Source organism: Rothia sp. 27098_8_29 (assembly GCF_041432785.1).
In the GTDB taxonomy this organism is placed as follows: Bacteria; Actinomycetota; Actinomycetes; order Actinomycetales; family Micrococcaceae; genus Rothia; species Rothia mucilaginosa.
Map to the genome: position 1 here is coordinate 717,193 of NZ_JAPWAI010000001.1, position 12,354 is coordinate 729,546.

General features: G+C 58.8%; 11 protein-coding genes. 8 read left to right on the forward strand and 3 right to left on the reverse strand.

From position 1 onward, the window contains the following. The first annotated feature begins 264 nt into the window (after positions 1–264). A complete protein-coding gene (locus tag O3649_RS02825) occupies positions 265–1,248 on the forward strand; it encodes a polysaccharide deacetylase family protein (protein ID WP_371572658.1) in 984 nt (327 codons plus the stop codon). Between the two features lie 46 nt (positions 1,249–1,294). Beyond that, positions 1,295–1,567 carry a hypothetical protein gene (locus O3649_RS02830; RefSeq protein WP_239661600.1) on the forward strand — a complete coding sequence of 91 codons (273 nt, stop codon included), beginning with the start codon at positions 1,295–1,297 and terminating at the stop codon, positions 1,565–1,567. A gap of 97 nt (positions 1,568–1,664) precedes the next feature. On the opposite strand, the gene O3649_RS02835 is transcribed toward O3649_RS02830, so the two are convergent. The 3 genes from O3649_RS02835 to O3649_RS02845 form a co-directional block, all read right to left on the reverse strand. Then, on the reverse strand, positions 1,665–2,249 hold the full coding sequence (locus tag O3649_RS02835) for an excalibur calcium-binding domain-containing protein (RefSeq protein WP_371572660.1): 585 nt from the start codon (positions 2,247–2,249) through the stop codon (positions 1,665–1,667). A gap of 256 nt (positions 2,250–2,505) precedes the next feature. Further along, complete coding sequence (locus tag O3649_RS02840; protein ID WP_371572662.1) at positions 2,506–3,246, reverse strand: DsbA family protein; 741 nt, start codon at positions 3,244–3,246, stop codon at positions 2,506–2,508. A gap of 241 nt (positions 3,247–3,487) precedes the next feature. Further along, a complete protein-coding gene (locus O3649_RS02845) occupies positions 3,488–4,612 on the reverse strand; it encodes a polysaccharide deacetylase family protein (protein ID WP_371572664.1) in 1,125 nt (374 codons plus the stop codon). Positions 4,613–4,789: 177 nt separating this feature from the next. Between O3649_RS02845 and O3649_RS02850 the strand changes: the two genes are divergently transcribed. From O3649_RS02850 to O3649_RS02875, 6 genes are all read left to right on the forward strand, one after another. Beyond that, complete coding sequence (locus O3649_RS02850; protein ID WP_070678221.1) at positions 4,790–5,899, forward strand: App1 family protein; 1,110 nt, start codon at positions 4,790–4,792, stop codon at positions 5,897–5,899. 774 nt (positions 5,900–6,673) lie between these two features. Next, positions 6,674–6,898 carry a glutaredoxin-like protein NrdH gene (nrdH, locus tag O3649_RS02855; RefSeq protein WP_005505794.1) on the forward strand — a complete coding sequence of 75 codons (225 nt, stop codon included), beginning with the start codon at positions 6,674–6,676 and terminating at the stop codon, positions 6,896–6,898. Between the two features lie 73 nt (positions 6,899–6,971). Further along, on the forward strand, positions 6,972–7,499 hold the full coding sequence (gene nrdI, locus O3649_RS02860) for a class Ib ribonucleoside-diphosphate reductase assembly flavoprotein NrdI (protein WP_044150387.1): 528 nt from the start codon (positions 6,972–6,974) through the stop codon (positions 7,497–7,499). Beyond that, on the forward strand, positions 7,472–9,652 hold the full coding sequence (gene nrdE, locus O3649_RS02865) for a class 1b ribonucleoside-diphosphate reductase subunit alpha (protein WP_371572667.1): 2,181 nt from the start codon (positions 7,472–7,474) through the stop codon (positions 9,650–9,652). The genes nrdI and nrdE overlap by 28 nt, the downstream gene beginning before the upstream one ends. Before the next feature lie 147 nt (positions 9,653–9,799). Further along, positions 9,800–10,777: a class 1b ribonucleoside-diphosphate reductase subunit beta gene (gene nrdF / locus O3649_RS02870; RefSeq protein ID WP_049338464.1), complete on the forward strand. Its 978-nt coding sequence runs from the start codon at positions 9,800–9,802 to the stop codon at positions 10,775–10,777. Positions 10,778–11,072: 295 nt separating this feature from the next. Next, a complete protein-coding gene (locus O3649_RS02875) occupies positions 11,073–12,122 on the forward strand; it encodes a zinc-dependent alcohol dehydrogenase family protein (protein ID WP_371572669.1) in 1,050 nt (349 codons plus the stop codon). Positions 12,123–12,354 lie beyond the last annotated feature (232 nt).

Sequence of the window (12,354 nt, forward strand, 5' to 3'; positions counted from 1 at the left end):
TATATTGAGGACCCTTTCCCGGGCGCGTTGTGAACGTGTTCTGGGGGAGGGGCCTTGCTGTGCTTACCTAGAGTTGCATCTTGCGCTGTATCTGGAGCTGTACCTGGATTGCCTGGCGGGGGTAGCTTAGTGCGCTGAGCGTGGTCTTCGGTGAGTGAGGGGAGTGAAAGTACGTAGAGGTTCTTTAATATCGCCGTTGTTAATCATTAAGTAATATTTTGAATTTTTCGATAGCTAACAGTGGTCTCATCATACACTCGTAATATGAACACTGTTCCACACTCAGAAACACCTATCGCTCCTCGTCAATCCGCTATTACTGACCCCACCGCTGACCGGGCGGTGGTGGGTGCTTCTGCCCGCGCCTCCATGGGGCGACGGGAACTCTTACAACACGTTGGTACCTTTAGCCTGGGCGCGGTGAGCTTCGGTGTGCTGGGTCTTGGCCTCACCGGTTGCACCCCGTCTGCGGCGGAAGGCACCCACGAGGCAACGGCTAGTGGGTCTGCCTCGGCGGCTCCTTCGGCAAGCTCGGCGGCTACCCCTTCCGCAACGGGTACCCCATCCCCGACTGCCGCGGCATCTAAGACCGCTTCTGCGACTGCGACCTCGTCGAACCCGGTTCCCGAAGCTCGTGCCTGGACCGGCCCGCAGACTGGCCTGCCCGGTGAGGGCAAGTATATTGCGTGGACGGTCGATGACGGCGCCGACCCGGAGGTGGTACGCGCCTACGCGGAGTTTTCTCGCCGTACCGGCACGCGCCTCACCTTCTTTATCAACGGTCAGTACCCGGCGTTTAGGCAGCATCGTGACCTGTTGTTGCCTCTGGTGAAGAGTGGTCAGTTGCAGATTGCGAACCATACGTATAGTCATGCGGCGTTGACGAGTCTGACGGATGAGCAGATTGTTCAGGAGTTGACCCGTAATGATGAGGAGATTATGCGGCTGTTTGGGGTTTCGTCGAAGCCGTATTTCCGCCCGCCGTACGGGTATTATGATGCGCGCGTGTTGGCGGCTGCGGCGTCGTGTGGTTTTACGCGCCCGGTTCTGTGGTACGGGTCGTTGGCGGATTCGTCTAATATTTCTTCGGCTGAGGTGTATGCCTATGCGGAGAAGTATGCGTTGGCTCAGCATATTGTGATTGGGCATTTGAATTATCGGGGTGTGGTGTCTGAGCTGGACCGTATTCGGGCGTTGTTGGATCGGCGCGGGTTGAAGACGGTGACGATTCGCGACTATTACGGGTAGTGCGGGGGAGACCCGGCGAGGGGTTCCGGTGGGTATACTGGGAGGCATGATGAAGCTTCCTCAGAACCCTCTCCTTCGGCAGGTGCACCGCTTCCGTGAGTCGCTGTTGCTTCTGCTGTATTACTCGCTGTCTTTTCTGGGTGTGCGGTGGATGCGCACGGGGCATCCGCGTGTGGCGGCGGTGTGGTCTGTGGGTTTGTGGCTGAACTTGGTGCTGCGCGGTATGGGCCAGGTGGTGCGTATGCTGGTGCCGGTCCTGCAGGATGCGGAGGCGCGCCGTGCTCGCGCTGAGCGTGCCCGCGCCTACCAACCGCGCTAACCTCACCGGCTTAGTTAACAGAACGAGGCTGATACGACGAAGCCCCCTCGTACTAGAAATAGTACGAGGGGGCTTCGCTATATCTGGGGGTAGAAGCTTAGTGCTTCTTCTTCGGCTCGCACGCCACGCCGTCACCATCAGAATCAAGACCAGGGCGGTAACCTGGCTCGCCACGATGCAACGGCGCCGCACCAGCAGCAATAGCCGCAGCACAATTCTTGTAATAAACACTCGACTGCGCCGGAGCCTGCTGAACCGGCTGCGCGGGAGCTTGCTGAGCGGGAGCCTCAGCCGCCGGAGCCTGCGCGGGCGCCTGCTGGACGGGCGCCTCCGTAGCTACCGGCGCCTGCTGAACAGGCTCAGCCTGTTGCGCGGGAGCCGCAGAAACCGGAGCCGCCGGCGCCTCCGCAGAAGGAGCCTCAGTAGACGGTGCCTGCACGGGAGCCTCAGTCGTCGGAACCGGAGACGGGGTTACCGTCGGGGTAACAGACTCCGAAGGAGACGCAGACGCACTCGGCGTCGGAGAAGAACTAGGGGTAGCTGAAACCGAAGGGCTAGCAGAAACAGACGTCGACGATGACGCAGAAGGCACAGACTTCGGAGCGCGAACAGACGAAGAGCAACCAGTCAGCAATAGAGCACCCGCAAGAACACCAGCGGTCGCGGTGTGAATTTTCAACACAATATTCCTTTATAAAGTGAGTGGACAAGGGTGTTCACCGTAGAACACACACTCAAGTGTAAATGAAAACGGTCCCATCCGCAGGTAATATTGAGCCCCCAAAAATTTCTGACAAGGGAAGATGTAGCGTGCGGGCATAGCAAAGCCCCCTCGTACTGGAAATAGTACGAGGGGGCTTCGCTATATCTGGGGATGCATTAGCCGGGGCGCTAGGGGAGTAGCACCCCCGCCGGGGTAGCTCTAGCCAGGACTGCCGCTAGGAGCAGTTGCCGTTCATGTCGCAGGACGGACCCGCCTCCGCAGCATTGTTACCTGCCGCGTCACCAGCCGCGCCCGCCAGCGGGTTCAAAAACTCAACACGGTGAGTCTCCTCCCACACCTGACGCAGCGCCTGCACCAGCATCTCCGCAGGCTGCGCACCACTGACCGCCCACTTCGACTCAATCAAGAAGAACGGCACACCATTAATGCCCAGCTGGCGCGCCAACTGCTCATCAGCACGCACATCCGCCGCGTAACGGTCGCTCTTCAACACCGCCTCAACCTCGGCGGTATCCAGGCCAATCTCAGAAGCAATATCCAGAATCGACTCGTGATCCTGCACCGAACGGCCCTGCGTAAAATACGCCAGCTTAAACGCCTCCTGCGCCGCCGATGCCAAACCCTGCTCCGCCGCATAATGAATCACACGGTGCGCATCAAACGTGTTACCGTACCGTGCCTGACGCCAATTGAAATCCAAACCCACCTCACGGGCACGCTCCGCCAACGACTCCTGGCTCGCAATCGCCTGCTCCAACGACATCTGATACTTACCGGCAATCATCTCAGGCAGCGAACCGGCAGGATGTTCCGTAGCCGACGGGTCCAGCTCAAAACTATGCCACACCACCTCAACCTCGTCACGGTGCTCAAACTCGGCGAGCGCCAGCTCCAGGTTACGCTTGCCCACGTAGCAGAAGGGGCACACAATATCGGACCAAATATCAATACGCATGTTATCTATTCCTCTCATACTCGGATGCGGCACACTGCCGCCTGTATGCTCACCTAACGCCCCGGCTACCGTGTTTATTCCCGGCTATTCCCCAGCGTTATTTCCCAGAGTTTATTCCCGCCGGGTACGGCAAAGCCCCCTCGCGCCGGTTCGTACAGAATCTCTGTATAGGAATATCTGTACAGGAATATCCGTACAGGAACCGGGTCAAGGGGGCTTAGCACACGCGAAATACGCGAACCTATCGGCGGGCAGCCGCCGGTGCGGTCGTGGCAGTAGCCGCGGGAGCAGTCGTAGCCGCAGGTGCGGCGGTCGCACGAGCCGGCGGAGCAGTCGTTGCCGCCGGAGCGGTTGTAGCCTGCTGATTAGCCGCTGCCTCATCCTCATAGCGGGTAGTCGGCGCCTGAGTCGGAGCCTCAGTAGTCGGTTCCGGGGTAGGGGCCGGCGCCTCCGTAGTAGCCTCGGGGGAGGGGGTGTTCTCCTCCGGGGTGGGGGTCGGCGAAGGAGCCGCCGCCTTAATCTCTTCCTCGGATGCGTCACCGTAGTAGTCACGAACCGTCACCGCAGTCAGGCCGCGGTCATCAAGCAGGCCCTTCACCTTATCCAGAATCGGGATGATCGTCTCGTAGTTCAAGTGACCCAGCACAATCTGCTGCGGCAGCATGTAGCGGATGCAACGCATGTAAATCACGCGGGCGCTAGTCTTCGCCTCGTCACCGGTAGTGCCGTTCCACATGACCGGGCGGGTAAAACCAATCTCACCGGCAGCCTTCAGCACCGCATCGTTGTAGCGGCCGTAGGGCGGGCGGAAGTACGGCTTCGACGAGACACCGAACATGCTCATAATCTCGTCTTCGTTACGCTGCAGCTCTTCCTTCACACCCTCAGCATCCAGGGTGGTCAGGTCAGCGTGGTTGTACGTGTGGTTCGCAACCTGAATCTGGCCGCTCTGAACCAGCGGACGCAACAACGACACATGCTCCTTAAAACCGGTGTAAGAAGCGTTAATGAAGAAGGTCAGGCGAGTATTCGTACGCTTCGAGAACTCAGCGTAGCCGCGAATCGCCTCCGGGCTTGCGCCGTCATCAACAGTCCACGCAACATACTTGCCGTCACCAACGAGGGAGTTGCCGATACCGGGCCATTCGCGCGGCTTATCAACCGGGTTGCCAGCAGCGGCAACCGTCGGCGAATTCGTGGGTGCGGGGCGAGTAGCAGCAGCAGAGGTCTCGCCGCCAGCCTGATACGGAGTGAAATTACCGCTGGTGCCGTCGTAGTCATTCGACTTCTTCGAGCAGGCAGCAATCAGCGGAAGCATAGCAGTGCCGAGCACAAAAAGTCGGCGGTTAGGCTGTGAGTGGGTCATACTCTCCAGGATAACGCCCCCACCTGCAAGGAACGAATCTGAACAGCGAATACACCCTAAATAATGTGCACATCACACCCCGCGCTCAGCACCACAGTATTAATAGGTATAAAAACTAGGTATAAGAACACAAAATCCTAAAGCCGCAAGCCGGTAACGCTCCGCTACACTAGTGGGATGGAGAATTTGGGCACTCACGAACTGCGCAACCTTGTGAACGATGCTGCCGACGAGGCTGTCAACATCGGCTACCGTGTTGCAGACCGGCTGCACAGGTGGCGCGAAAAGCGTGCCATCGCCGCCGGTCGCGAGCCTATCCTGGTGCCCACCGAAGGCTACGGACGCGCCGCCTCCGAAGGAAACCCCGGCTGGGTCCGCGTCATCGCCCGCGCACTCTACAAGACGGTCAACCTCGAACGCCTGCTACAGGTCGTAGAAGGCACCCAAGACACCGCCAACCCCATGCGCGGCTGGCGCTCCTTCACCGCAACCGCAATGTCCGACGCGCCCGTCACCATCGTCATCGACGGCACCAAGTACGAGGCGTACACCGACCGCGGCGGCGTGCTCGACGTCAAACTCAGCATCGACCTGGAACCCGGCATGCACGAAGTCATCATGTACGTGCCCGGCTCCCGCGCCGTAGCAACCAGCGTCTACATCGTTCCCGAAAGCCAGAAGCTCGGCGTCATCATGGACGTCGACGACACCGTCATGGTCACCATGCTGCCGCGCCCCCTCGTCGCTGCCTGGAACTCCTTCATTCTCGACGAGCACGCACGCATCCCCACCCCCGGCATGGCGGTCATGACTGACCGTATCCGCCGCAGCCACCCGGATGCGCCGTTCATGTACCTGTCCACCGGCGCCTGGAACATCACCCCGACCCTGCGCCGCTTCCTCAGCCGCAACGGCTACCCGCGCGGCACGTTCCTGCTCACCGACTGGGGCCCCACCCCGGACCGCTGGTTCCGCTCCGGAACCAACCACAAGGTCGAGTCCCTGCGCCGCCTCGCCGAGGAATTCCCGCAGATGAAGTGGATCCTCGTCGGCGACGATGGGCAGCGCGACCCGTACATCTACAACGGCTTCGCGGTACGCTACCCGGACAACGTGGCGGCAATCGTCATCCGCAACCTGACGGTGGGGGAGACCATGCTCGCCTCCGGTCGCGTGTGGAGTGACTACCGTGCCGAACAGATGATGCGCTCGCCGCTGTGGATTGAAGCCACCGACGGCGTAACGCTTAGTAAGAAGCTGCGTGAGCTGGGTCTGATCGATTTCTAGTCGGTCACTGTTCGCCGGTTGCTAAAACCTGCGCCTATGGCCTGTAAACCCACCGCAAATACCGCGAAATACCGGTATATGCGGTGGGTTTTGCTGTTTCAGGGGAGTTAACCAACTTAAACCCACGACACACCGGTTAGTGGAAAAAAAGTTAAAAATCTTTTCTACAGCTTTAATCACATAGCTTAAAGCCGCTCGAAGGGGGTTAACCCTCGTCTTTAAGAAAGTCCGTTCTGCTTTAAAACCGCGCCGTTCCGCGCAAGAACGCGTGAGAGCGAAGATCTCTTTAAAATCAAGCCCGAATCTGCCGGGTTTTATGCCCCCGAAAGCATACATGAGGTTAACTAAACCTCAACTCAGCGGGCGAATGAACCCTTAAAAATCCTGCCCAACTTAAACCCCACCTGTGGATAACCCGGCGCACCCCGCGAAAATCCAACGAACTAGCCTCGCGGTAGGGTGTGGATAAGCTGTAGGCACCCCCTCTTAAGTGGGTTCAGCTGTGGGTTTATCGAACGAAACACGACCCTTGCACCACATCATCTTGTGGTGAAGAAAAATCTCGACACTAGATGTAGTATTAATACTCGGTTCCACCACTACGGCACTTTTGACCGCCCTGCCCCAGCGCAGGAAGCCGCCACACCCCACTAGAAGGGGCAGCGGACGGCACCGCGCCCGCCGTAAACAACACGTGGTGAACCACAAACGAAACACGCCAGATTCATTCACGAGATAACCCCGCCTGAGCGGGAGAAAGTAAGAGGCACTCCCATGGTAGTGACCGTGTACACCAAGCCCCAGTGCGTCCAGTGCAACATGACCTACCGCGCCCTCGACGCGAAGGGTATCAGCTACACCAAGGTTGATATCACCGAAGACGCTCAGGCCCTCGAAATGGTCAAGTCCCTCGGCTACATGCAGGCACCCGTCGTCATTGCAGGCGACGAGCACTGGTCCGGCTTCCAGCCCGACAAGATCAACGCTCTGGCAGCCTAACAACCCTGCCGAACCCGTACAAACGGAAAAATCGGCACGGAACCACACCGGCACACGAGATAAGGAGTACACGTTGAGTACCGCCCTCACGCCCAACCCCGTCGACGAGCACGCAGAAATCCGCAAGATTCTTATGGATGCACGCAATGCTTCCGAGGGTCGAGCGACCGAGGTCCTGGACGACTCAGCGCCGCTCATCGTGTATTTCTCCTCCATCTCGGGTAACACCCACAAGTTCGTGGAGAAGATTCGTGCCCGCCGCCTCCGCCTGCCGCTGCGCACCGGCGAAGACACCCTCATTCTTGATGAGCCGTTCGTGCTTATCGTCCCCACCTACGGCAAGCCTGAAGGCGCCGGTAACGTTCCCCCGCAGGTGGTTAAATTCCTGAACGTGGAGCAGAATCGCCACCACATGCTCGGTGTGATTGGCTCCGGCAACACCAACTTTGGTCCGCTCTTCGGCATCGCGGCAGACATTGTCGCCAAGAAGTGCGATGTGCCCGTGCTCTTCAAGTTTGAGCTCATGGGCACCGATTCAGATGTAGAAAAAGTCAACGAAGGATTGGAAGCATTTTGGACGCAAAACTGCCCTCAGCACTAGAAACTCTCGGTGCGAGCCACAGCGGCAAGAGCGTACCCGAGAAGTTCAAGGGTATGAGCTACCACGAGCTGAACGCACTGCTGAACCTCTACGATGAGAACGGCCAGATTCAGTTCGATGCCGACCGCCAGGCTGCACGTCAGTACTTCCTGCAGCACGTCAACAACAACACCGTCTTCTTCCACGACCTGGAAGAGAAGATTGAGTACCTGATCGAGAACCAGTACTACGAGCCGGAACTCTTCGACAAGTACAACTTCCAGTTCATTAAGAACCTGTTCAAGCGCGCCTACGGCGTGAAGTTCCGCTTCCCGACCTTCCTGGGTGCCTTCAAGTTCTACACCTCCTACGCGCTCAAGACCTTCGACGGCCAGCGCTACCTGGAGCGTTTTGAAGACCGTGTCTGCATGGTTGCACTGCTGCTGGCGGAAGGCAACGAGAAGCTCGCCGAAGACATCGTCGACGAGATTATTTCCGGCCGTTTCCAGCCGGCAACCCCGACCTTCCTCAACGCTGGTAAGAAGCAGCGCGGCGAGCTCGTCTCCTGCTTCCTGTTGCGCATGGAAGACAACATGGAGTCCATCGGCCGCTCCATCAACTCTGCACTGCAGCTCTCCAAGCGCGGCGGCGGCGTGGCATTCGCCCTGACCAACCTGCGCGAGTCCGGTGCGCCCATTAAGAAGATTGAGAACCAGTCCTCGGGCGTTATCCCCGTCATGAAGCTGCTGGAAGACGCCTTCTCCTACGCAAACCAGCTCGGCGCACGTCAGGGTGCCGGTGCCGTGTACCTGCACGCACACCACCCCGACATCTACGCCTTCCTGGACACCAAGCGTGAGAACGCTGACGAGAAGATCCGCATCAAGACCCTCTCCCTGGGTGTTGTCATCCCCGACATCACCTTCGAGCTGGCGAAGAAGAACGAGGACATGTACCTCTTCTCCCCGTACGATGTGGAACGCATCTACGGCGTGCCCTTCTCCGACATCAACGTCTCCGAGAAGTACTACGAGATGGTCGACGATGCACGCATCACCAAGACCAAGATCAACGCACGCGAGTTCTTCCAGACCATCGCAGAGATTCAGTTCGAGTCCGGCTACCCGTACGTGATGTTCGAAGACACCGTCAACCGCGCGAACCCCATCGCCGGTAAGGTCATCATGTCCAACCTGTGCTCCGAGATTCTGCAGGTTTCTGAGCCGTCCACCTACCACGCTGACCTCGGCTACGAGACCGTCGGTAAGGACATCTCCTGCAACCTCGGTTCGCTGAACATTGCACTGACCATGGACGGCGACGACTTCGGCAAGACCGTGGAAACCGCGATTCGTTCGCTGACCTCCGTCTCCGACCAGTCCGACATCCGCTCCGTACCCTCCATCGAGCGCGGCAACAACATGAGCCACGCCGTGGGTCTGGGTCAGATGAACCTGCACGGCTACCTGGCACGCGAGCACGTCTACTACGGTTCTGAAGAAGCACTGGACTTCACCAACATGTACTTCTACACCGTCGCCTACCACGCAATCCGCGCCTCCATGCAGATTGCTAAGGAACGCGGCCAGCGTTTCGAGGGCTTCGAGAACTCGAAGTACGCATCCGGTGAGTTCTTCGCCAAGTACATTGAGAAGGAATGGGAACCGCAGACTGAGCGTACCCGCGAACTGTTTGCTAAGCACCACATCCCCACTCGTGAAGAGTGGATTCAGCTGGCTGCTGACGTGGCACAGTACGGCATGTACAACCAGAACCTGCAGGCTGTTCCGCCGACCGGCTCCATCTCCTACATCAACGGCTCGACCTCTTCGATTCACCCGATTGCTTCGAAGATTGAGATCCGTAAGGAAGGCAAGCTCGGCCGCGTCTACTACCCGGCGCCGTACATGACCAACGACAACCTGGAGTACTACCAGGACTCCTACGAAATTGGTTACGAGAAGATCATCGACACCTACGCTGTGGCAACCCAGCACGTGGACCAGGGCCTGTCGCTGACCCTCTTCTTCCGCGATACCGCAACCACCCGCGATATCAACCGCGCCCAGATTTACGCATGGCGTAAGGGCATCAAGACCATCTACTACATCCGTCTGCGTCAGATGGCCCTTGAGGGTACCGAGGTTGAAGGCTGCGTATCCTGCATGCTCTAGCCCGAATGCTGTGACGCATTCAGCCTGAGCTGGCACACTATAACTAAAGACTGGAAGGGGCGGTTACGGTGAACACGCAAACCGCCTGCGCGACTGGCTGGGCGCGCGTGGGACCGTAACCGACCCTTAAGAATCGGAGAATTACTAATGAGCGAAAAGGTGAAGCTCGTCGACCACGTGGTTGAGGCTATCAACTGGAACCGTATTGAGGACGAGAAGGACCTTGAGGTTTGGGATCGTCTGACCGGTAACTTCTGGCTGCCGGAGAAGGTGCCGCTGAGCAACGACGTGCCCTCCTGGAAGACCCTGACCGAGGAAGAGAAGCAGCTGACCATGCGCGTCTTCACCGGTCTGACCCTGCTGGACACCATCCAGGGTACTGTCGGTGCAGTGTCCCTGCTGCCGGACGCTGTGACCGCGCACGAAGAGGCCGTGTACACCAACATTGCGTTCATGGAGTCCGTGCACGCAAAGTCGTACTCCTCGATCTTCTCGACCCTCGCCTCCACCAAGGAGATTGACGAGGCATTCCGCTGGGCTTCTGAGAATGAGCACCTGCAGAAGAAGGCGAAGATCGTTCTGTCCTACTACACCGGTGACGACCCGCTGAAGAAGAAGGTTGCCTCCACCCTGCTGGAGTCCTTCCTGTTCTACTCGGGCTTCTACCTGCCTATGTACTGGTCTTCGCACGCGAAGCTGACCAACACCGCTGACCTGATTCGTCTGATTATTCGTGACGAGGCAGTGCACGGCTACTACATTGGCTACAAGTTCCAGCAAGGCCTGGCGAAGGAGTCCGCTGAGCGTCAGGCAGAGCTGAAGGAGTACACCTTCAACCTGCTGTACGAACTGTACGAGAACGAGGTGGCGTACACCCACTCCCTGTATGACGGTGTGGGTTGGAGTGAGGACGTGAAGAAGTTCCTGCACTACAACGCTAACAAGGCTCTGATGAACCTGGGCTACGAGCCGATGTTCCCGGCGTCTGTGACTAATGTGTCTCCGGCGATCCTGTCGGCGCTGTCCCCGAACGCTGATGAGAACCACGACTTCTTCTCCGGTTCCGGCTCTTCCTACGTGATCGGTAAGGCTGTGAACACCGAGGACGAGGACTGGGACTTCTAAGCCCCTTCTCGCTGCGAGATATCAGGCTGAGATAAACCGAGCGGAACCCCCGCGTATCCACTATGGATGCGCGGGGGTTCCGCCGTTTAACCGGGCTATTCAACGTGCCGGGATGTCCAGGATTCCCCGGTTTAACCTGGTGTGGAAGCGCTGGGGAAGCGGGGGAGTGGGAGCAGTTTTGCGGGTTCAGATTGTCGGAGTTTTTGCCTTCACCCCGTAGCATAAAAAATCATTGATATATCGGGGTGCGGGGCGTACTATTGGACTACTATCCCACAACCCCTAAAGGAACATCATGCGTTCAGTTGTTATGGAAGCCCCCGGCAAGGTCGTCGTCAACGAAGTTGAGAAGCCGACCCTGCTCGAACCCACCGACGCCATCATCAAGCTCGCAGCATCCTGCATCTGCGGCTCCGACCTGTGGCCCTACCGCGGCGCAGACGCAAAGCCCGTCGACCACCGCGCAATGGGCCACGAATACATCGGCGAGGTCGTAGAAATCGGCTCCGAGGTCACCACCGTAGCCCCCGGCGACTTCGTCGTAGGCTCCTTCTGCATCTCCTGCGGCGAGTGCGAAACCTGCACCGCAGGCTACCCCTCCCGCTGCCTCAAGGCAATCGCAGCAGGCGACACATTCATCGGCATGCGCTCTAACGGCACCCAGGCAGAATACGCCCGCGTACCCTTCGCAGACGGCACCCTCGTCAAGACCCCCGCAACCCCCACCGCAGAGCAGATCCCGCACCTGATGGCGGCATCCGACGTGCTCGGCACCGGCTGGTACGCAGCAGACGCAGCGCAGGCAGGCCCCGGCAAGACCATCGTCGTTGTTGGCGACGGTGCAGTCGGCCTGAGCGCAGTTATCGGCGCTAAGCAGCTCGGCGCTGAGAAGATTATCATCATGTCCCGTAACCCCGAACGCCAGGCGCTCGCTAAGGCATTCGGCGCAACCCACATCGTGGAAGAGCGCGGTGAAGAGGGCATCGCCAAGGTTCTGGAGCTCACCGACGGCGTGGGTGCACACGGCGTTGCGGAGGCTGTCGGCACCCAGCAGTCCTTCGACCAGGCTCTCGGCTGCGTACGCCACGGCGGCTACATCGGCTTCGTGGGCGTGCCGCACGACAGCTCCATCGGCACCGATAAACTCTTCGGCAAGCAGGTTCATCTGGAGGGTGGCCCCGCCCCCGTGCGTAAGTACCTGCCGACCCTCATCGACCTGATTTACAAGGGCGAAATTGAGCCCGGTAAGGTCTTCGACCTGGTTCTGCCCATCGACGAGGCGGCTAAGGGTTACGAGGCAATGGACCAGCGTACCGCCACCAAGGTTCTGCTGACCATGCCGTAATAGCCTGCTGTAGCGCCGGTTCTTATGCCGGTTCCTGTACCGGTAGCCCGGCGTGTATGCGCTACTAATCCCCGCACCGACCCTGCCGCTCCACGTGAGTGTAGGGTGCCGGTTGCGGGGATTAGTGCATTAAAAATTGGGTTTATTTGCCACCTTTCGGCGAGGTGAGGGACAAATGAGTGAGCCAAGGCATAGAATAAAAGAGCATGATTCGTACAACTCGAAGGATGAC

Excerpts from the sequence above, each read along its gene's own strand:
- O3649_RS02825 (WP_371572658.1), top strand. The coding sequence starts at position 265 with ATGAACACTGTTCCACACTCAGAAACACCTATCGCTCCTCGTCAATCC.
- O3649_RS02830 (WP_239661600.1), top strand. The coding sequence starts at position 1,295 with ATGATGAAGCTTCCTCAGAACCCTCTCCTTCGGCAGGTGCACCGCTTC.
- O3649_RS02840 (WP_371572662.1), bottom strand. The coding sequence starts at position 3,246 with ATGCGTATTGATATTTGGTCCGATATTGTGTGCCCCTTCTGCTACGTG.
- O3649_RS02845 (WP_371572664.1), bottom strand. The coding sequence starts at position 4,612 with ATGACCCACTCACAGCCTAACCGCCGACTTTTTGTGCTCGGCACTGCT.
- O3649_RS02850 (WP_070678221.1), top strand. The coding sequence starts at position 4,790 with ATGGAGAATTTGGGCACTCACGAACTGCGCAACCTTGTGAACGATGCT.
- nrdH (WP_005505794.1), top strand. The coding sequence starts at position 6,674 with ATGGTAGTGACCGTGTACACCAAGCCCCAGTGCGTCCAGTGCAACATG.
- nrdF (WP_049338464.1), top strand. The coding sequence starts at position 9,800 with ATGAGCGAAAAGGTGAAGCTCGTCGACCACGTGGTTGAGGCTATCAAC.
- O3649_RS02875 (WP_371572669.1), top strand. The coding sequence starts at position 11,073 with ATGCGTTCAGTTGTTATGGAAGCCCCCGGCAAGGTCGTCGTCAACGAA.